We start from the raw sequence: 21,812 nt of genomic DNA, 5'->3' as shown, positions 1-21,812 counted from the left end.
TGGCGGATGAATTAGGAATGACCTTTCCCTGATTCATCGTTGGGAAAATGGACACCCTAGGCCTTCTCGCTTGGCACTCAAGGAAAGTTAGATATTGCTGGATGAGTTAGGTAATTTGCCAGATGCAACGCTTCGCGGATGCAGTCAGGCGCTGCGAGCAAGATATTTTTCTGATAAGGAGTACAAAGGGTGAGTTTAGAGGGAATCAACAGCATTTTCAGAGTTAGACTACTTCCCTATGGTGTGGCGACCCTCTCCGTGGCTCTAGCACTGGCGCTAACCCGATCGCTTTTACCGTGGATCTACCCAACCACGACACCCCTGTTTTTCATCGCGGTGATAGTGAGTACCTGGTATGGCAGTTTCGGGGCTGGGTTGCTGGCAATAATTTTATCCACGCTGGCAATTAACTATTTTTTTATTGAGCCGTTCTATTCCTTACAGATAGTTAATGTAGAGACAATTCTTCGGATCGGTATGTTTTTGCTCGCGGCAGGATTGATCGCTTCACTCAATCAATCGTGCCGCACTGCTATAAAAAACGCGAAAGCAGCCTTGCAAAATTTACAGGAGGCAATGGAAGTAGAACAACAGGTGCGCGACGAAGCAGCACAAGCTGCGGCGACTGAGGCAAAAGAACAACTAGAAACGGTACTTTCTAGCATCAACGATGGGTTTTATATCCTCGATCGCGATTGGCGCTACACCTATGCCAACGATCGCTACTGTGAAATGGTTGGAATGTCGCGGTCAGCGCTTCTGGGTCAGAACATTTGGGAGCTATTTCCCGCTGCCGTTGACACCGATGCTTACGTGCAGTTTCATCGGGCAATGCACGAACAAAGGCCGCTCCAGTTTGATTATCTCTACTCACCTTGGAACGGTTGGTATGACTACCGAATTTACCCTTCGCCCCGTGGACTTACCGTTTTGCTTGCTGACATTACCGATCGCAAACAGGCCGAACTCCTGCTAATCGAGCAGAAACGACTGCTGGAGTCGATCGCATTCGGACAGCCACTAGACGACTGTCTGGCAGGGGTATGTGACTCAGTATCCAGGCTGAATCCGGGTACCCGCGCGGGCTTCCTGCTAGCAGATGCTCAGGGGCTGACGTTTAACAGATCCATTACTCCAGACTTTCCAGCGTCTTTTGGTGAAGGACTCCAAGATGCTCCGATTAACGATTTGTGCATTGGAACCTGTGGCGAAGCAGTGTATAGCGGCCAGCCCGTGACCTGCGCCGACATTGCTAACGACGATCGCTGGTCGCAAGGATGGCGAAATTTATGCGTGGCTCATGGCATTCTAGCGTGTCATTCTCAGCCCGTGTTCAGGCACGACCATCTAGCTCTGGGGTCGCTGATGCTGTGCTTTAGCGAGGTGCGGAGGCCGACGGATTGGGAACATAAACTCGCCGAGTTCGGTACCCAAGTTGCCAGCATCGCCTTCGAGCGCGATCGATCGTTCCAGGCGTTGCGCGAGAGCGAAGAACAGCTCCGATTGGCTTGCGAAGGCGGCAATTTTGGTTTGTGGTATTGGGATATAGAAACAGACACGCTGAGTTTTACGGATAGAGCCAAAGCGATGTTTGGTTTACCTGTCAATACAGAAATGTCGATGCAGGTGTTTTTAGAAGCCGTGCATCCCGACGATCGCCCATTCCTTCACACAGTCCTCAGTGAGTTAAAAGCGAATCAACCGCATACTGAAATAGAGTATCGGACGCTGTGGGGCGATGGCACCGTTCGTTGGATTTTGGCAAAGGGCGATTGCGCCTACAACGCTGATGGCATCATAATTTCGACCCGCGGCGTATTAATAGACATCAGCGAGCGCAAACAAGCCGAAGAAGCGTTGCGTCAAAGCGAAGAGCAGAGCCGGAACATTCTGGAAAGCATTGATGATGGATTCTTTTCCCTCGATGAGAATTGGCGTTTCACATACCTGAATCGGTCAGCGGAAATTCTGCTAGACCGCACTTCGGGCGATCTGATGCGGAAGAATTTGTGGGAAGAATTCCCAGGACTCAAGGGCAGCGAGTTTGAGCGGGTTTATCGGCGCGTGGCCAACGAGCGCGCGGCTTTATCAGTCACGGCGTTTTATCCCGACCACGATCGGTGGTATGACGTTCGCACCTACCCTGCCGCGAACGGGATTACCATTTATTTCCGAAATGTAACCGATCGAAAACTTGCCGAGGAGGTATTGCAACAACGAGAAGCAGAACTTCGTTTAGTTACCAATGCCGTGCCTGCCTTGATCACCTTTGTAGACTCAGACCAATGCTACCGCTTCAACAATCGAGCATATGAAGAATGGTTTGGATATCCGGCAACGGAAATCTATGGCAAGCACCTTCAAAAGGTTTTAGGCGAAACTGGCTATGAAGGGATTCGTCCTTATGTTGAGCAAGTCTTGGCAGGAGAGGAAGTGACCTTTGAAACCCAAATTCCCTACAAAGATGGTGTAACCCGTTATGTCAATGCAACCTATGTTCCCCGCTTCAATAGCCAGGGAAAAGTTGAAGGGTTTGTAGCACTGGTCAACGATATCACCGATCGCAAACAAGCCGAAGCCACACTACGGGAGAGTGAGGAACGGTTCCGGCTGATGGCAGATGCCGCCCCTGTGCTGATTTGGATGTCGGGCACCGATAAACTCTGTTATTACTTCAACCTCCCGTGGCTAAACTTTACCGGACGGACGATCGAGCAAGAAAGGGGCAATGGTTGGGCAGAAGGAGTCCACCCCGACGACTTTGAGCGGTGTTTAGGCACCTATGTGACTGCCTTTGATGCCCGTCAACCGTTCAAGATGGAATATCGCTTGAAACGCTTTGATGGCATATACCGTTGGGTTATGGATGAAGCTGTTCCTCGCTACGGATTGGAAGGTGAGTTCTTGGGGTACATAGGCTCCTGTGTTGATATTGAAGACCACAAGCAAGCTGAGGAAGCCCTGCGCCAGAGTGAATCCCGCCTCCGTCTGATTTTTGAAAGCGCCAAAGATTATGCCATCTTCACCCTCGACCTTAACGGCATCATTGCCAGTTGGAACTCAGGGGCAGAAAGGCTGTTGGGCTATACCGAGACAGAAGCTATTGGTTGCCCCATTGGGATGATCTTCACGCCCGAAGATAACGAACAAGCACAACCCGAGTACGAGAGGCAAACAGCTCTACTGCAAGGACGGGCAGAAGACGAACGCTGGCACGTCCGCAAAGATGGGAATCGCTTTTGGGCGAGTGGATTGATGATGCCCCTGCTTAATGAAGCCGATTGTCCGCAGGGATTTGTCAAAATCATGCAGGACAAGACCGCACAACGGCAAGCAAGTGAGCGACTGCAATTGCTGTATGAAACTACCCGCGATCTCATGAAGACAGAACAGCCTCTGGCTTTGATGCACACGCTATTCCGCAAACTTGCAGTGCAACTCGATCTGCACTCTTACTACAACTTCATGGTGGAAGAAAAAGACAACCGCCGGATGCTGCATTTGAGAAACTACGAGGGCATCTCTGAAGAAAGGGCGCAGGCGGTCGCATGGATCGAATTAGGGGAATATCTCTGTGGATTTGTTGCCCAAACGCAGGAGCAACTTGTCTTGAATCAAGCCGAACTCTCCACTCATCCGAATGCTAAAGCAGTCTCTGAACTGGGCATGACGGCTTACGTGGGTCAACCGTTAATCGCTCAAGGGCAGTTATTAGGAACGCTCTCATTTGCCAGTCGGACTCGGACAAACTTTACGCCTGCAGAAATCGAGCTGCTGGGATCTACCTGTGACCAAATCGCGATCGCTCTGGAACGGGCAAACCTGAACGATTCACTCCAGCAGCAAGCGGAACAGCTAAGACAGGCAAATCGCATCAAAGATGAGTTTTTAGCGGTACTGTCCCATGAATTGCGATCGCCCCTCAATCCCATCCTGGGGTGGACAAAGCTGCTGCAAACTGGCAAGCTGGATGCGGCCAAAACTGCACAGGCGTTAGCGACGATCGAACGCAATGCCAAGCTGCAAACTGAATTGATTGAAGATTTGCTTGATGTCTCGAAAATTCTCCAAGGCAAGCTCAGTCTTAATATTCGTCCAGTCGATTTAGCTTTAACTGTGGAATCGGCGATCGAAACTGTCAATTTGGCTGCTGTTGCCAAATCCATTGATATTCGGACTGTGTTAGATCCTCAGATTGGACAAATTTTGGGGGATTCGGGCCGTTTGCAGCAAGTTGTGTGGAATCTTGTTTCCAATGCGGTCAAATTCACCTCAGCCGGAGGGCACGTTGAGGTGAATTTGACTCGTGTTGGCAATCACGCTCAAATTACGGTGGCGGATACAGGGATTGGCATCGCACGGGAGTTTTTACCCTACGTGTTTGACTACTTCCGGCAAAAAGATGGCGCTACAACCCGCAAGTTTGGTGGCTTGGGATTGGGGCTGGCGATCGTGCGGCATCTAGTGGAACTCCACGGTGGCACCGTTGGGGCACATAGCCTCGGTGAAGGGTTAGGAGCTACCTTTACCGTCAGACTGCCCCTATCAGGGAAGGTAAGACAAGAAAACTCTCTTGCAGCACTTTCGGAACGATCGACTGCGGATGAACCGTTATCCGGGATGCGGATACTTGTGGTAGATGATGAGCCGGATATGCGAGAGTTGATTTCCTTTTTGCTAGAAGATGCAGGTGCAGAGGTTCTGACTGTTGCGGTCCCTCAAGAAGTCCTCACAGCGTTGACTAATTTCCAGCCAGATGTCCTGTTGAGCGACATTGGAATGCCGGGGATGGATGGCTATATGCTGTTGGGCCAAGTGCGAACCCTGCCGCCAGAACGGGGTGGGCTGATTCCCGCGATCGCCCTGACTGCCTATGCGGGGGAGTTTAATCAAAAGCAAGCTTTGCAAGCTGGATTTCACCGACATCTGGCAAAGCCGATCGAACCGGATAAATTAATTAAGACGATCGTCGCACTTGTTAGCAAGAACAGTCATCGCCCAGCAAGCTCTAAGGATTGATGCGATCGAGATCAAACTGATCGAACATCACCAAGCTTTCAAGTTGCTGTGGTTAGGCAGCGATATTTGTATTACAGGAGAATCTACGAATAAATCCGGTTTCTCCTCTAACAGTGCGTAAGTCCTGATAATATAATCAATAATTTGGAGTGTCAAAAAAAGACGATGGGAATTAACAAGCACCAGCCTAGAATACATATAAAACCTTCAGTGATTAAAGCGATAGCTCTGTTCTTTCTGTGCTGCTTGTTAACTGCAAGTTGTGGACAGGGATCACGTCGATCGGTGAATGCGAGCGGCGAAAATGCTAATAACCGCATTACTATTGGCACAACCTTAAAATTGCGGACGATCGACCCTGCGGACGGTTACGAAACATTATCAGGACAATTGCTGCGAAATTTGGGCGATACTCTCTACAGCTACGAGTCTGGAACTACAAAGTTAATTCCCCACTTAGCGACAGCGATGCCAAAAGTTAGCCAAGACGGATTGACATATACAATCCCCTTGCGTCAAGGCGTTATTTTTCACGATGACACACCGTTTAACGCCACTGCAATGGAATTTTCCTTGCAGCGGTTTATCAAAAATGGTGGCAGTCCGGCTATGTTGTTGAGCGATGCAATAGAATCGGTAAAAGCCACGGGCGAATACGAATTAACTTTTCAACTCAAAAAGCCTTTTTCTGCTTTTCCTTCCCTGTTGACATTTTCCGGTATGTGTGCTGTTTCTCCGAAAGCATACGAGATTGGACAGGGTAAATTTAAACCCGATACGTTTGTGGGAACTGGACGTTACAAGCTGGCGAAGTACGGCAGCGATTCTCTCAAGTTTGACGTGTTTGACAAGTATTGGGGGGAAAAGCCGGTTAATCAAGGAATTGACATTTTGCTGCTTTCTAGTTCGTCAAATTTGTTCAATACTTTTCAGACTGGTGCCGTTGATGTGGCTTATTTGTCTCTGGATGCAGATCAAGTTCAAAGCTTGGACCAGGGAGCAAAAAAAGGGAAATGGCAGGAAATCGCGGGGGAAAGCAGTACGGTTAATTACATAACGCTGAATACCAAGTCTAAACCGCTGGACAAGTTAGAAGTCAGACAGGCTATCGCAGCAGTGATGGATCGCCCGGTGATTAACGAGCGCGTACTGCGGGGACAAGCACAACCGCTTTACAGTCTGATTCCCACAAACTTCGACGTTCAAAAACCAGTTTTTAAAGAACTCTACGGTGATGCCAACACGACAAAGGCTAAGGAACTTTTAACGAAAGCGGGATACTCGGCCACCAATCCTTTCGTTCTGCCAATTTGGTATGCTTCAGCTTCCACAAAACGAGCTTTAGTGGTGAGCATGATGGAGGCGCAAGCTAAACTCAAAATGGACGGGATAATGAAGGTAGAAATTAATAGCGTGGAATCTCCGACTTTGTTTCAAAACATAGAGAAGGGAATTTATCCTGCGGTTTTAGTGGATTGGTCCGCCGACTTTTTTGACGCTGACAATTACATCCACCCGTTTTTAGATTGTGCGACAGGTTCCGAGGCTGAGGGCTGTTCCAAGGGTCAAAGTCAAGGTCAGGGTTCGTTTTATTATAGCGATCGGGTAAATCAACTAATCGACAAGCAACGAAAAGAAGCAAATCCTGAAACCCGCAAAGCCCTGTTTGCCGAAATTCAAGACATACTGGGTCAAGATGTACCTTTCATCCCTCTTTGGCAGGATAAGGACTATACTTTTGCTCAGAACAGCATCACCGGCGTCCGTCTCGAACCGACGCAATCTTTTCCTTTCTGGTTCCTGAAAAAGCAATAATTCTTTACAAGAATTTCCCGCAGTTGAAACGTTAGTAATTATTGCATATTTTGTACACATTAGGGTGATGATTGTCACAGTTTATCAAAGAGACTGATCACCCTAACCTATTTAATAATGTGGGATATTATTAAAAGAGAGATATTGCTGAGGGTGGGTATATGAAACTTGGGATTTTAACAACAACAGGGCTGGTAATTGCGATGGGCTTAGCCTCGGGAGTAAAGGCAGAAAACGTATCCCACGTCAAGCAATTATTAGAAACTAAAAAATGTAACCAATGCGACTTGACAGGAGCGCAACTTGCTGGTATGAATCTGAGCGGGGCAGATTTGAGCGGTGCGAATCTCAGAGGTGCAAATTTGAACGGTGCAAATTTGGACGAAGCCAAACTGAATGAAGCAAATCTAAAACAAGCGAAATTGCAAGGTGCGAGTTTAATTGGGGCTAAAATGCACGGGGCTAATTTGGAGGGTGCTGATTTGAGCCGCGCTAATTTGAGTTTGGCGGGTTTAGTGATTGCTAGTTTAAAAAATACGAATCTCACCAGCGCTAATTTAATCGGCGCTAATTTAGAAAGCGCCAATTTGGCGGGTGCAAACCTGAGAAATGCTCGCCAGTCTGTAGCGAATTTAGCGAATGTCAGCCTCAGAGGTGGCAGTTTGTCGGGAATAGACGTACAGGGAGTCAACTTGCGGGATGCAAATTTGACCAATGCAAATTTGAACGGTGCAAATTTGAACGGTTCGGACTTGACAGGTGCTAATTTAAAGAATGCCAATATGGCAAATGTAGATTTGAAAAACGCTTCTTTGCCGTAGGACGATCGCCACTTGCTATATCAACTTCTCGTGCTTAACAAACTTAATATAATAACGTAGGGGCAATTCTGAAATTGCCCCTACAGTTTTAATTGTAGGATTTATCTTGTTCCCGATCGCTGCGTAGGTCAATCTATTTTAGATTTTAGATTAAAGAATAGAAGCATTGAGCCCACAGATAAATTCGGGGGCTTGTATCCTGGATGCTTTGCGTCATGGTTCGGTGTGCGAAGCTTTTCCCTGGCGTCTGCGATTGCGCTTCATATTTGGCTTTAGGATCAATCTTCCTCGTGACTATCTTGGGCGAAGCGGATAATGTCATCATCGCCGAGGTATTCGCCATTTTGGATTTCAATCATCACCAGGGGAATAACGCCTGGATTTTCTACGCGGTGAGCAGTATTCATGGGAACATAGGTTGACTGTTTCTGCATGAGAATCGTCTCTTTGTCGTCGCAGATAACTTTAGCGGTACCGGAGACGACAACCCAGTGCTCGCTGCGGTGATAGTGCATTTGGGTGCTGATGTGGTGTCCCGGCTTGACTTCAATGCGATTGATCTTATAACGATCGCCCGCGTCTATGACTGTAACTTGGCCCCAGTAGCGGGTTTGTGTGCGATCGTCAATTTTTTCGATTGTGTCCACTGTTTCCACCATGCTGTTTATCTCGCTAACGGTGTCTGTAAAAATATCTGTAGTTCAAAGTATAGCAGGGATAGGGTAAGTGCGATCGATTTAAAGATTACTGAATTAGTTGCCACTCGCGAGCATCAATAAATTGCGACAAATGCCCCACATTTGTTGTAGCAATTACCACCTCATTGCCTTCACTGGCCTCCAATATTGCTTGAGCCGCCAAAATCACATCCCCGTCAAGTGCATTGGCTTCTGCAGTTGGTCTTCCTCTCCTTCTCGCATCAGCCCACAACTGAGCCGCTAAAAGCATTACTTCTGTAGTCAAATGACGGCAGGGGATTTGCGATTTAAGTTCATCAAGTCGTCTAATGCGTGCCGGCTTACCTGCACGGATTAATTCGCGCCTCACCTCATAGTCAGCAATTTCAGGGAGCATTACAATGTAACCTTTCAGGGGCAAAGATTGCAGCCAAAGTTTGCCCTCTTGATATAAAGGAGAGGTGGCTTTGGGATTGGTAACAATTCCTAACGGCCCAGAATCTAAGAACACTATTCTGCTCATGGAATGCTCTTATATATGCACGGGATTTTCTTCTAGTGCCTTGCGGAGAACTTCAGCGGTTTCTGTTTGCTCCTGTTCATCTCCATCGTCAACCCAAGACTGTAGCAATTTGCTCAGAGCTTGGTGCTGCTTTAGGGGATCGAGGGTCTTAATTTCATCTGTAGCTTTTATCGAACTATCGGGGGTTCCTGGCTTCATTTCTAATGTTTCGCGAAATAGCCGAATCATCTGAAGTAAGTTTGGCCAATATTCTCTCGGAGTTTGCTGAATCTCCCGCAAAAAATCTACAATTTCTTCGCCTATGCGAGTTTCTGGCGCTGAAGTTGCTGTCGCTTGGCTTTCGCTGATTAAAGCTTGCTCAGGCATAATCACTTTTCTCCTTTCTCAGATTTATATGAAGTTCGATTGATTTACGAAAAGGGGAGGGGGGCGGGTCGATCAATATCCTGGACGTGAATTAGAGATGCAGGCGTGAACCCCTACTGCCCTTATAAACAAAGGGCGGGCCATAGCCCGCCCTTTGTTTACTTACTCAACACACCATCTGGAATTCCCAAAATATCCTCAATTCGAGGCATATCTTCCAAAGCAATCACTCGCCCTTCATCCTCAAAACCAGCAATCTGATCGAAATTCAAATAGCGATACAAGTCACTAGCAAAAGGATCGATTCTCTTCGACACAATGTCATTGTATTCTTGGACTGTGGGAATGCGACCTAACAGCGAACAAACAGCCGCCAATTCCGCCGAACCGAGATAAACTTGTGCATCTTTGCCCATGCGGTTGTTAAAGTTGCGAGTAGAAGTGGAAAAAACCGTTGTCGCATCTTTAACCCGCGCTTGATTGCCCATACAAAGACTGCAACCTGGCATTTCTGTACGCGCTCCAGCGGCTCCAAAAATGCTGTAATAACCTTCTTCTTTGAGTTGCTGTTCGTCCATGCGAGTTGGCGGACAAATCCACAGGCGAGTTTTCACTTCCCCTGCACCTTCCAACACCTTCGCAGTGGCGCGGTAGTGACCGATATTTGTCATGCAAGAACCGACAAATACTTCGTCAACGCGATCGCCCGCAACCTCACTCAACAACTTAACATTATCAGGGTCATTCGGAGCCGCCACAATGGGTTCTGTAATGTCGTTCAAATCTATTTCGATGATTTCAACGTATTCCGCATCAGCATCAGCCTCCAGCAGTACCGGATTTGCCAGCCATTCCTCCATCTTCGCTACGCGGCGCATCATCGTCCGCGCATCTTGATAGCCCCGCGCCACCATGTTTTTCAGCAGCGCGACATTGGAGCGAATGTACTCGGAAACAGTCTCTACGCTCAATTTAATCGTGCATCCAGCGCAAGAACGCTCGGCAGAAGCATCGGTCAATTCAAAAGCCTGCTCGACCTTCAAATCGGGCAAACCTTCAATCTCCATAATCCGCCCAGAAAAGACATTCTTCTTATTCTGTTTCGAGACTGTCAGCAAACCTTTTTGAATCGCCACATAGGGAATTGCATTCACAACATCCCTGAGCGTTACTCCCGGCCGCAATTCACCTTTAAACCGCACTAATACTGATTCCGGCATATCCAAAGGCATGACGCCCAAGGCAGCAGCAAATGCCACCAGTCCCGAACCAGCCGGAAAGGAAATTCCCAAAGGAAAACGAGTGTGAGAATCGCCGCCGGTTCCCACTGTATCCGGCAATAACATTCGATTCAGCCAGGAGTGAATAATGCCGTCTCCCGGCCGCAAAGCGATGCCGCCCCGCTGTGACATGAAATCGGGTAATTCATGGTGAGTTTTGACATCAACTGGTTTGGGATAAGCGGCGGTGTGGCAGAAACTTTGAATTACCAAATCGGCGCTAAATCCCAAACAAGCAAGTTCTTTTAATTCGTCCCGAGTCATAGGTCCGGTAGTATCTTGCGAGCCGACTGTTGTCATGACTGGTTCGCAAGATGTACCGGGACGAACGCCGGACAAACCGCAAGCTTTGCCTACCATTTTTTGTGCTAAAGTGAAGCCTTTGCCCGTATCTACTGGGATTGTGGGACGGGTAAAAATAGTGCTAGGTTCTAGTCCTAAAGCTGCGCGGGTTTTGTCGGTTAAAGTTCGTCCAATTAATAGAGGAATTCGACCACCGGCACGAACTTCGTCTATAATTGTGTCGGGTTTGAGGGTGAAGGTGGAGATGATTTCTCCGGCTTCGTTGGTGATTTCGCCTTTGTAGGGATGGATGGTAATTACCATTCCTGTTTCCATTTGGGAGACATCACATTCGATCGGCAATGCGCCGGAATCTTCAGCGGTATTGAAGAAAATCGGGGCGATCGCACTTCCTAAAATATAACCGCCACTGCGTTTGTTCGGCACAAACGGAATATCATTGCCAATGTGCCAGAGTACGGAATTAATCGCCGATTTCCGTGACGAACCGGTACCGACAACATCACCAACATAGGCTACGGGATGACCTTTTTGCTTCAAGTCTGCAATGGTTTGCAAAGCTCCTGGCATCTTACTTTCGAGCATCACCAAAGCGTGTAGGGGAATGTCCGGCCGCGTGGTAGCATGAGGTGCAGGCGATAAGTCGTCAGTATTGGTTTCTCCAGGAACTTTGAAGACTGTAACGGTAATCGCTTCTGGCAACACAGGACGACCTGTAAACCACTCGGCATCCGCCCAAGAATCGACTACCTGCTTGGCGTAGGGATTAGTATCAGACAAAGCTATAACGTCGTGGAAAGCGTCGAATACTAACAACGTTTTGCTCAGTGCCCGGGCGGCGGTGGCGGGAATGGCGATTTCGGCAGTGGGGTTGAGCAAATCGATTAAAGATTGGACGTTGTAACCGCCCATCATTGTCCCCAGCAGGTAAACTGCCCATTTGGGAGCAATTAGGGGGCTGTGGATTTCGCCTTTAGCAATGCCAGTTAAAAAACCAGCTTTGACGTAGGCGGCGCTGTCTACTCCGGGCGGGACGCGATCGCGCAATAATTCTATTAAGGTTTCTTCTTCTCCAGCCGGCGGATTTTTCAGCAGTTCACACAGTTCCGATGTTTGCTGGGCGTCTAGCGGCAGCGGTGGAATTCCCAAAGCGGCCCGTTCGGCAGCGTTACGGCGGTAAGATTCAAGCATTTCTCCTCTCTCCTAGGATAGTATTCGGTGGTTGTTTGTAGGTGACTTTACTTTTTAGATTAGGAGCTTCCGCTGCACATTGGGTAAAGTACCTCGCTCTTATCAAAACTTAACGCAACTTTAAAAACAGTAGATTGTCATACCAAAGACAGATGTGGTCTTTAACGAGAGAGCTGCATATCAAACTTCAGCCGAGCAGTTTAGGGGCGTTCAGTTGCATAGTTCTGGTTAAGATTAATGTGTTGTGGGCTACTGTAGATCGTCCTCTGCATCTGAAATCGTCATTTACCAATAATCTGGACTGTTTTTAGTTCGTAGTTTGAAACCCTTGATTGTCCGTTGATAGCTCGATTGGCGAATCCCCTTGAAACTTTTATTCTACGAATGCTAATTAAAAACCGTCCGCAGTATTGATTGACCACAAGTTTAAAAAAGTTGTCCTGCTAATGGATCGATTAAACAATGGAAAGTTTTATCCCTGAAAAGTCTGAAGACTGTCACGGCTGGGCGTCCAAGCCAGACTTGTACAAAGAGCTGCAAGGAACCAAAGAATTACTGCTGACTATCGCCAACTCGATGCCACTGCCCCTGATTGTCAGCAGTCTGGCGGACGGCACAATTCTTTATAGCAATGATTTATGCCGTCAGGCTTTCGGGTTCACAGGATTCAAGTCGATCGACCGCCAAAAAGCCGAAATGCTTTACCACAAACCTGCAGAGCGCCAGGAATTGCTGTTGCGGCTCGCCCGCAACGGACACGTCCGCGAGACAGAAGTCCGGCTTAAAAAAGCTGACGGCACGCTGTTTTGGGCAAGTGTATCGATGCGGTATCTGACATTGGTGTCGGGGAAAGCTGTTCTGTCGGTGTTCACCGACATTACGGATCGGAAACGAGTCGCCGCCAAGGAGCAGGAATTGCTCACCTCAATCCACTCGCGGGCGCGCCAGCAAGCGGCCGTCGCTTACTTGGGGCAGCAGGCCCTGGCAGAAACAGATTTGTCCGCACTGATGGACAAAGCTGCGGTTTTAATTGCTCAAACCCTGGACGTTGATTATTGCCAGTTGTTAGAACTGTTGCCCTCTGGTCATGCTTTTCTGCTGCGAGCGGGGGTTGGCTGGCAGCCTGGCCTCGTCGGAAGCGCTACTGTTGCCGCTTCTGCTCGATCGCAAGCAGGTTACACATTGCTAGTGGGCGAACCGACAATCGTCGAAGATTTGCGGGTGGAAACGCGCTTTAGCGAGTTGCCACTGCTGCACAATCACCGGGCTGTCAGCGGCGTTACTGTGATCATTCCCGGCAATCGGGGACTGGGGAGGAACTGGGGACAAGCAGAACCAGCGAACAGTTCCTCCTCGCCGGCCTGGGGCATTTTGGGGGTTCATACCAGCCAAGGGCGGGTTTTCAGTCAAGATGACGTTTATTTTGTAGAAGCGATCGCTAACGTATTAGCTGCGGCGATCGAGCGCATTATATCGCAAGAGCGCTTACAAATGATGGAACGGGCGATCGAAAGTTGCAGCAACGGCATTGCAATTACCGACGCAACCGTAGCAGATAATCCAATTATTTATGTCAATCCCAGTTTTGAGCGGATTACTGGTTATCGCAGAGACGAGTTAATCGGGAAGAATTGCCGATTTTTGCAGGGGACAGACACTGATAGCCCCGCTGCCAAAGAATTGCGAATTGCGATTGAAGAAGGTAGAGAATCTCAAGTTATATTACGCAACTTTCGGAAAGACGGCACGCCTTTTTGGCACGAACTGTCGATCGCTCCGGTTTACAACTCGCGGCGACACTTAACCCACTTTATTGGAGTGCAAACAGACATTACCGACCGCCAGCGATCGGAAGAAGAATTATTTTTAAATTCTCAAGCTTTAGCAGCTTTTAGCGCTAATCTCAAACACTTGCACCGGATTACAACTTATCATTATCAAAACTTTGAAGAACTGGTTGACGATTATCTAACAGCAGGCTGTTTGATGTTTGGACTTTCAAGGGGCATCATGGCTGAAGTTGACAACGAGACTTTTATTGTTCGAGCAGCTAAAACAGAGTTAGAATACTTTGTGCGAGGTTTAGAATTGAACCTTAGCGATACTTACTGCGCGGCAGTCATTAAACTTAACAAAACAGTTGCGTATTCTCATATAGGAGCAGATATTGAGATGCGCGAACATCCTGCTTATCAGAACTGCCACGCGGAATCTTACATTGGAACGCCGATATTTGTTAACAATAAAACTTACGGCACTTTAAGTTTTAGTTCGCCAGAAATCAAGAAAAGAAAGTTCAAGTACGAGGAAATAGAAATTATAGAATTGATGGCTCAAAGTATTGGAAAGATTCTGGCGGTTCACCAAATGGAACTCGAACGCCAGCAAGCTGAAAAAGAGCGATGCGAGTTAATAGTATCTCTCAAAGAAAGTGAAGAACGCTATCGCCGTTTAGTAGAACTATCTCCCGAAGCGATCGCCGTTCACAGTCAAGGGAAAATCGCCTACATCAATGCTGCCGGCGCGAAACTCCTCGGTGCGAGCTCTCCCGAAGCGCTCATGGGCTTTCCAATATTGCATTTCGTGCATCCAAACTATGTAGAAATAGCCACAGAGCGCATTCGGCTAGTCGAGACAGAAAATCAGCCAATCGAGCTTGCCGAACAAAAACTGATGCGGCTCGACGGACAAATAATAGACGTTGAAATGGCCGGCATCCCCGCTACTTATCAAGGCTCGACGGCCGGCCAGATTATTATCCGAGATGTCACCGAGCGCAAGCGAGTAGAACGGCAACTGCTGCACGGCGCTTTTCACGATGCGCTGACGGGTTTGCCCAACCGGGTTTTGTTCATCGACAGGCTAGGACAAGCCATCCGCCGCTCCAATCAGTCCCCCGATTACAAATTTGGTTTACTTTTCCTAGATTTAGACCGCTTCAAAGTAGTTAATGATTCTTTAGGACACGTTTTAGGCGACAAATTGCTAATCGCCCTTGCGGAGCGACTGCAAACCTGCGTCCGGGTTTCTGATACCGTCGCCCGGCTGGGAGGAGACGAATTCACCATCCTGCTAGACCATATTCAGAGTCTCAGCGATGCCACCCTCGCAGCTAAAAAGATACAAAAAGAACTGACGAAGCCGTTTCATCTCGAAGGGCACGAAGTATTTACAACCGCTAGCATTGGCATTGTTTTCAGTCGAGGCGAAGCCACCGCCAGTGGCGCATCAAATTCGTACACTCACCCGGAAGAATTCCTACGCGATGCTGACATCGCTATGTACCGCGCTAAAGCTTTGGGTAAGGCCCGCCACGAAGTGTTTAATTTGGCGATGCACGACCAAACTATGTCGCTGTTGCAGTTAGAAACTGACCTGCGGTTGGCTATTTTGGGCAAGGAGGAATTAGGAGAGAGCAAGAATCAATGTTCGCACTTTATTGTGCACTACCAACCAATTGTTTCGATCGCCAGCGGTGCGCTCGAAGGTTTTGAGGCCTTGGTGCGCTGGCACCACCCTGTTCGGGGTTTAGTTCCACCGTCTACTTTTATCCCTGTAGCTGAAGAAACAGGTTTGATCGTGCCTCTGGGAGTCTGGGTGTTGCGGGAAGCTTGTCAGCAATTGCGGATTTGGCAAGAAATGTTAACCGAGGAACAGGGAAGAAGTCCAATGGAAGTCGGAACAAGACCCTTCCACTCCCTTCGGCTTGACTCAGGGCAAGTCGCTCAGGCTAACCAGAAGGAAGAAGGCGCTTCGACTTCGCTCCGGGTAACAACAGGGAAGAACGGAACGGGCAATGTAGGGGATTTAACTGATGTAACAGATACAGGGAATGAGGAACACGGAACTTTTACTGAGCGTAGTGCCACTATTGGTCACAGGGAAGAAAGAATAGGTAAAAAATTACCAATTCCCAGTTATCAATTCCCGATTACCGATTTCCACTCATCTATTACCAATTCTCAATCCCCAATTACCAATACTTCGGCTACGTTCATTACCACCTCCCAGGTACCAATTCCGAATTTTAAATTACCCATTATTGATCCTTCGCAATTAACAATGAGCGTCAATCTCTCTCCTAAACAGTTAGGTATGCCGAATTTAATCGACGAAATCGATGAAATTTTAGCAGAAACAGGCTGCGATCCGAGCTGTTTAAAATTGGAGATTACTGAAAGTGCGATCGTGGAAAATGTGAAGAAAGCCAATATTGTGCTAGCCCAATTAAAAGGTAGAAATATTCGATTGTCGATCGACGATTTCGGTACTGGCTATTCGTCTTTGAGCTACTTGCACCGTTTTCCGCTGGATACACTGAAGATCGATCGATCTTTTGTAAGCCGCTTGGGGGCTGTCGAAAATGGTGACGACGGGGGTCAGCCTTTGCAGATTGTGCGGGCGATCGTAACTTTGGCTCACAATTTGGGATTGAATGCGATCGCCGAAGGTGTAGAGACAAGCGAACAGTTAGCACAGCTTCGAGAACTCGACTGCGAATTAGCTCAGGGATATTGGTTTTCTAAACCTTTGGACAGTTCTGCCGTGACAGAAATCCTGATAAATCTCGGTAATAAAGCAATTATGGACTGAGTGAGGTACAGATTGGTAAATAGTGCGTCACCCCGTGAAGACATTTTTGCTACAAACTCACAATCTCAAAACTGATGCACCAAGGAATAAATGGTGCATCAAAATTAAATTTTTGGTGACGATCAAATCTGTTAGCATCGGAATTATTAATCTGCGTGAATCCGCGTTAATCCATTGTCATCTGCGGCCATCAATTATCTTTTTAAAACCGCAGATGATAGCAGATAAACACAGATTAACGCAGATGAATTAGATTAATTCCGGTTGCACCGTCGGTGATTGTTGACTATTGACTGGATTTTATCAAGACGATGCTACCGGATTTGAAATGGTTTAAAATTACCAAACTGACGCACAGTAACGCTTTTGCAATTGCCAATTGCCAATTACAACTTACCAATTCCCCATTAACAATTAGCTTTGAGGGGAATCTCGATCGTTAATTCTGTACCTTGTCCCGGAGAAGAAGTGCATTTGAGCGACCCGTTGTGTCTGTCTGTAACAATTTGATAGCTAATCGACAAGCCCATCCCAGTGCCTTTACCCACAGGTTTAGTGGTAAAAAACGGGTCAAAAAGCCGAGTGCCGACTGTCTCCGGTATCCCCGGCCCGTTGTCAGAAATCCGAATGATTACCTTGCCCGCTGGCGATATTTCAGTGCGGATGCGGATGTGGCTCGGCTGTTGCCGCATTTCCTCAGCAGAACGGCGCTGATCCCGTTCTTCCAAAGCATCCAAAGCATTGCTCAAGATGTTCATAAATACTTGATTTAACTGTCCGGCATAACATTCTACTAAGGGAAGTTGAGCGTATTCTTTAATCACCTGAATTTCTGGATGATTGTGTTTAGCTTTGAGCCGGTGCTGCAAAATCATCAGGGTGCTATCTATGCCGTCGTGGATGTTGACTGCTTTCTTTTCCGCTTCGTCCATGCGGGAAAATGTGCGGAGAGAAGCAACAATTTGCTGAATTCTGTCTGCACCGACTTTCATTGAAGAAAGCAACTTTGGCAAGTCTTCCATCAAAAAGTCGAGTTCAATCTTGTCTACTTCCTGTTGAATTTCCGGGACGGGATCGGGATAGTGGTTTTGGTAAAGTTCGATTAGGTGCAGCAAGTCTTGGGTATAGTCGTTGGCGTGGCTGAGATTGCCGTAAATAAAGTTAACTGGGTTGTTGATTTCGTGGGCGACTCCTGCCACAAGTTGACCGAGACTTGACATTTTTTCATTTTGAATTAACTGCGATTGAGTGCTGGTTAATTTCTGCAATGTTTGCTCTAATTCGCGAGCTTTATTGCGAGTTTGGGCGTAAAGATCGGCTTGGTTGAGAGCGATCGCCAATTGAACTGTAACCGCTTGCAACAATTCTACTTCGCTGTCGCTCCAGGGGCGTACAGCAGCGGAGTGGGAGCAGGTAACAACACTCACGATTCCCGAAAGTGCCTGCATCGGAATTGCCAATATAGATTGGTAGCCCATAGACTTAAGAGACTTTCTCCAAACAGGATCTGCGATTGCTTCGACATCATCGACTTGGAGCGTTTCTAGACGCAATATCGGTTCTCCTACAGTGCCGAAGTCAGAAGCTTTATAGCAACCTATTAAATCGGGAAGTTCTCTTGTATGAGATTCTTTAATAATTTCCCAGAAAGGCTCTTCCCCCTCGCAGCGATACCAGCTAAAGTTGCAACGATCGATCTGCATGAAAGCCCGAATTTCTTGGACGGCGACAGCAATAATGCTGTCAAAATCGAGAGAATTGCGGATTTGAGTCGTGAGGTTGTTGAGCAATTTTTCTCGCTCGGCCTGCTGTCTGAGCCGGGCTTCCGATCGCCTCAAGGCAATTTCTCCCCGCTTGCGATCGGTAATGTCTTCGGTGACAGCTAATAGATATTGCGGTTTGGCATCAGCATCGAGTATTGATGTTTTCTTGGTATGAAATATCCGTGTTTCTCCCTGCCTCGTTTCAATCTCTTCTTCGGCGATTTCTACAATTTGCCCGTTGTTGAGCACTTCACGGTCTTTGGCGGTAAAAAAATCAGCTTGTTCTGTTGGGAAAAAGTCGTAATCATTTTTGCCAATCACTTCTGCTGCACTGAAACCGAGTAACTGTTCAGCTACTGGGTTCCACAGTACAAATCGCAGTTCTTGGGCATCCTTGGCAACCACTCCTACAGGTATGGTTTTGAGTACGGACTCCATAAACTGTTGGGCGTGTAGGAGTTCTGCTTCTGCCTGTTTGCGATCGCTAATATCTCGGACGTTGGCAATGATGCTGAGATTACCGTTGAGATGAATTCTGGATAGGGCAATTTCTGCATCAAAAGTTGAACCGTCCTTGGGACGCCTCGCTTTCCATTCCACGCGACCTGTTTCGCCGGCTAATACTCTTTCCCAAAGTTCTCCCATTTGTTCAATGGGATTGTCGCCACTTGAATAGTCCTTTTTAATTGATAATTTTGTTGCTTGTTCTGGGGTAACTCCGTACATTTCTAACATTCGATTATTGAAATCGATAATATTTCCTTCTAAATCGTGAATCAAGATAGCATCGTAGACATTGTTAAATATGGTTCTCAAGTTTTGCTCGGAAACTTGTAGCGCTGCTTCTGCCTGTTTGCGATCGCCAATTTCTTGTTCTAATTGCCTGACTGCTAGGGAAAGTTCGGCCGTGCGATCGCTCACTCTGTCTTCTAACTCGACTGCTGCTTGCCGCAGTGCTGCTTCGGCGGCTTTGCGATCGGTAATATCGAGCACCGTACCGAACAGTTTTAGTACCTTGCCGTTCACATCGGTTTCGGCTCTGCCCACGGCGTTCACGTGTCGCAAGATGCCGTCGGGACGGTAAAGGCGAAAGTCAAACTCAAAAGGGATGCCTGTTGCGAGTCCGTGCTGCACTTGAGTTTGCCACAATTCCAAATCTTCTGGATGAATCAGAGCTACCTGTTCGGCTATGTTGGGCGCGATGGGGGCCGGTTCGAGCCCGAAGATGCGGAAAAGTTCTTCCGACCAAGTGAGGGTTTCGGTGGATGCGTCGAGTTCCCAATTGCCGACATGGGCGAGTCTCTGGGCTTCTTTGAGCTGCCGCTGGCTGTTGCGGATGGCGGTTTCGGCAACTTTGCGATCGGTGATGTCGAGAAAAACGCCGCAAAATATTATTTCGTCGTTCTCGCTGCGGGTGGGCATCGAGTCGCCTTGCCACCAGCGAATCTCGCCGTCGGGCTTGACTAACCGCCCCTCATAGTGCCAGGGACAAAGATTTTCTACGGCTTCGTTGACGGAAGCGAGGTGGCTTTCCGAGTCTTCGGGGTGGATGCGAGAAATGAATGTATTTAAGTCTCGCGTCATTTCTGCTGCTGTGACGCCCGTGATATCGAAGATACGATCGCTGATGTAGTCAACTCTCCACACTCCCTGGCTGCTGCAAAATTGGAACAGAGCTCCGGGGATGGTGGCCGCGATCGTCCGGAACCTGGCTTCGCTGGCCGTGAGGGCGGCAAAAGTCTGGCGCAGTTCGGCCGTGCGTGCTTCTACTCTGCGCTCTAGTTCTGCGTTGGCGTGTTGTAAGGCTGCTTCTGCTCGCTTGCGATCGGTAATGTCGGTGGCTGTACCGGTCGTGCCGAGGAAGTTTCCGGTTTCGTCGTAAAGGGCAATGGCGTTAAACATTAAATGTTTCATGCTGCCGTCTTTGGCGATTTGGGTGGTTTCGTACTGGAAAATTGATTCTCCGGTTACCAGGCGGGCGAAAACTTCTAAATCTTTCAGGCTTTGTTCTGGTGTCACAAAGTCGGAGAACGGCCGACCGATCATTTCTTCTGGTTCGTAACCGTAGATATACTTAACGGCTGGGTTGACGAAGGTGTAGCATCCTGAAGCATCGACCGACCAAATCATGTCTTGGGATGTTTCTACCAGGCTGCGGTATTTGCTTTCGCTGGCTTTGACGGCTTCTTCTGTTTTTTTGCGTTCCGTCATGTCGCGGGAGACGGCGATTGTCATGACGATTTGGTCGTCTGCGTTGCGGATGGGTGTTTTGACTGTACTAAACATTCGCACTTCTTGATCGTGCCGCGTGATCGGTTCTTCAGAAATTTCTAGAGTCTGTCCGGTTTCAAATACGAAGGCGTCATCTTTAATGTACTCGAGAGTATGGTCGGGAGCGGAGAAAGGTGCGTCTACGATTCCTTGAAGTTCATCTTGAGTCATGCCGTAGTAGTCGCGGAATGCTTTATTAGCCCAGACGATTTTTGATTGAGGGCCTTTGACTAATACTATATCGGCGATGGAATCGAGAATTTGGTGATATTTTTGCTCGCTGTCGCGGAGTTTCTGCTGTGCCGCTTCGATTTGTGCTATTTGCCTCTGGGTTTGCAAGTGCAGTTCGGCTTGGTGGATGGCAAGTGTTAAATGGTCTCCTACTTGTCTGGCAAATTCGATTTCGTCTTCTTGCCACTGGCGGGGTTGACCGCAGGAGTGAATGCACAGCAATCCCCACAGGTGTTGCCCTTGCAGCAGCGGTACGACTAAGTTGGCTCGGATTTGAAACCGCTTGAGGATTTTGAGGTGACAAGGGCTCAACCGGGCTTTGTAGATGTCCGTGACTGCTTGAACGTATCCTTTGGTGTATTTGGTTGCAAATTGTTCGCCGAAACAGTAGTCGCGGACTCTTGCTCCCAAAGATGGGCTGTATTGGGGCAGTACGTCTTCGGATACTACTTCGCCCTCATTCCATTCGGATTCGGGAAGAAAACGGTAGACTGCGACTCGATCGGCATTTAGGAGTTGCCGAACTTCGGTGGCTGTGATTTTGAATATTGTTTCTAAGTCTAGGGATTCACGAATTTTGCTAATAACTCCCATCAGCGCTTGCAGCTTTTTGAACCAGGTTTGAGACTGCGTTTGTCTTTCTAGGTGAGCTAGTTTCTCGCGCAGGTTGGTTACTTCGTGATACAGGTATTCATGAAACATAATGCTTTTTCTTTAGTTATTTTGCGGTTTGGTATCGAGGTTGATGGCATCTCAATAGCGCTCTGCAAGTTGAGTCTGGTAACTCAAAAAGGCAAAGAACATATTTTCCTCCTTCTGCTACCACTTAGCAGCTACTCAGGCTGCATTTCCGTATTTTTTCTAGATTGGGAAATCAATCGAGCATCTTAGGTTCCGTACATTTACTGAAAAAAGGCATAACTTGCTACGTCATAACTTGTCAATTATTGAGAATAATG

General features: G+C 47.9%; 9 protein-coding genes. 4 read left to right on the top strand and 5 right to left on the bottom strand.

The genetic code is table 11. From position 1 onward, the window contains the following. The first annotated feature begins 189 nt into the window (after positions 1-189). The 3 genes from QUA23_RS00595 (at position 190) to QUA23_RS00585 (ending at position 7,655) form a co-directional block, all read left to right on the top strand. A complete protein-coding gene (locus tag QUA23_RS00595; protein ID WP_333072728.1) occupies positions 190-5,019 on the top strand; it encodes a PAS domain S-box protein in 4,830 nt (1,609 codons plus the stop codon). A gap of 165 nt (positions 5,020-5,184) precedes the next feature. Then, the gene (locus QUA23_RS00590) at positions 5,185-6,834 is read left to right on the top strand and encodes an ABC transporter substrate-binding protein (RefSeq protein ID WP_333072727.1); all 1,650 of its coding nucleotides are present in this window, start codon (positions 5,185-5,187) and stop codon (positions 6,832-6,834) included. Between the two features lie 161 nt (positions 6,835-6,995). Beyond that, the gene (locus QUA23_RS00585) at positions 6,996-7,655 is read left to right on the top strand and encodes a pentapeptide repeat-containing protein (protein ID WP_333072726.1); all 660 of its coding nucleotides are present in this window, start codon (positions 6,996-6,998) and stop codon (positions 7,653-7,655) included. 278 nt (positions 7,656-7,933) lie between these two features. Here the strand turns inward: QUA23_RS00585 and QUA23_RS00580 are convergent, their stop codons facing one another. From QUA23_RS00580 to acnB, 4 genes are all read right to left on the bottom strand, one after another. After that, positions 7,934-8,314 (bottom strand): cupin domain-containing protein, encoded by a 381-nt coding sequence (locus QUA23_RS00580; RefSeq protein ID WP_333165736.1) that lies wholly within the window; start codon positions 8,312-8,314, stop codon positions 7,934-7,936. 85 nt (positions 8,315-8,399) lie between these two features. Continuing rightward, positions 8,400-8,855, bottom strand: a complete 456-nt coding sequence (locus QUA23_RS00575; RefSeq protein ID WP_333072725.1) for a nucleic acid-binding protein — start codon at positions 8,853-8,855, stop codon at positions 8,400-8,402. Between the two features lie 9 nt (positions 8,856-8,864). Then, the gene (locus QUA23_RS00570; RefSeq protein ID WP_333072724.1) at positions 8,865-9,221 is read right to left on the bottom strand and encodes a hypothetical protein; all 357 of its coding nucleotides are present in this window, start codon (positions 9,219-9,221) and stop codon (positions 8,865-8,867) included. A gap of 158 nt (positions 9,222-9,379) precedes the next feature. After that, positions 9,380-11,995 (bottom strand): bifunctional aconitate hydratase 2/2-methylisocitrate dehydratase, encoded by a 2,616-nt coding sequence (gene acnB / locus QUA23_RS00565; protein ID WP_333072722.1) that lies wholly within the window; start codon positions 11,993-11,995, stop codon positions 9,380-9,382. 462 nt (positions 11,996-12,457) lie between these two features. Here acnB and QUA23_RS00560 point away from each other — a divergent pair, with 462 nt between their 5' ends. Then, the gene (locus tag QUA23_RS00560; RefSeq protein ID WP_333072721.1) at positions 12,458-16,588 is read left to right on the top strand and encodes an EAL domain-containing protein; all 4,131 of its coding nucleotides are present in this window, start codon (positions 12,458-12,460) and stop codon (positions 16,586-16,588) included. A gap of 407 nt (positions 16,589-16,995) precedes the next feature. On the opposite strand, the gene QUA23_RS00555 is transcribed toward QUA23_RS00560, so the two are convergent. Beyond that, positions 16,996-21,555 carry a PAS domain S-box protein gene (locus QUA23_RS00555; RefSeq protein WP_333072720.1) on the bottom strand — a complete coding sequence of 1,520 codons (4,560 nt, stop codon included), beginning with the start codon at positions 21,553-21,555 and terminating at the stop codon, positions 16,996-16,998. Positions 21,556-21,812 lie beyond the last annotated feature (257 nt).

The organism is Microcoleus sp. Pol1C5, assembly GCF_036701115.1.
GTDB lineage: Bacteria > Cyanobacteriota > Cyanobacteriia > Cyanobacteriales > Microcoleaceae > Microcoleus.
This window is presented reverse-complemented; position numbering and strand designations above follow the sequence as displayed.

What these genes read in the sequence shown, in the direction of transcription:
- QUA23_RS00590 (WP_333072727.1), top strand. Translation starts at nt 5,185, where the DNA reads ATGGGAATTAACAAGCACCAGCCTAGAATACATATAAAACCTTCAGTG.
- QUA23_RS00585 (WP_333072726.1), top strand. Translation starts at nt 6,996, where the DNA reads ATGAAACTTGGGATTTTAACAACAACAGGGCTGGTAATTGCGATGGGC.
- QUA23_RS00580 (WP_333165736.1), bottom strand. Translation starts at nt 8,314, where the DNA reads ATGGTGGAAACAGTGGACACAATCGAAAAAATTGACGATCGCACACAA.
- QUA23_RS00575 (WP_333072725.1), bottom strand. Translation starts at nt 8,855, where the DNA reads ATGAGCAGAATAGTGTTCTTAGATTCTGGGCCGTTAGGAATTGTTACC.
- QUA23_RS00570 (WP_333072724.1), bottom strand. Translation starts at nt 9,221, where the DNA reads ATGCCTGAGCAAGCTTTAATCAGCGAAAGCCAAGCGACAGCAACTTCA.
- acnB (WP_333072722.1), bottom strand. Translation starts at nt 11,995, where the DNA reads ATGCTTGAATCTTACCGCCGTAACGCTGCCGAACGGGCCGCTTTGGGA.
- QUA23_RS00560 (WP_333072721.1), top strand. Translation starts at nt 12,458, where the DNA reads ATGGAAAGTTTTATCCCTGAAAAGTCTGAAGACTGTCACGGCTGGGCG.
- QUA23_RS00555 (WP_333072720.1), bottom strand. Translation starts at nt 21,555, where the DNA reads ATGTTTCATGAATACCTGTATCACGAAGTAACCAACCTGCGCGAGAAA.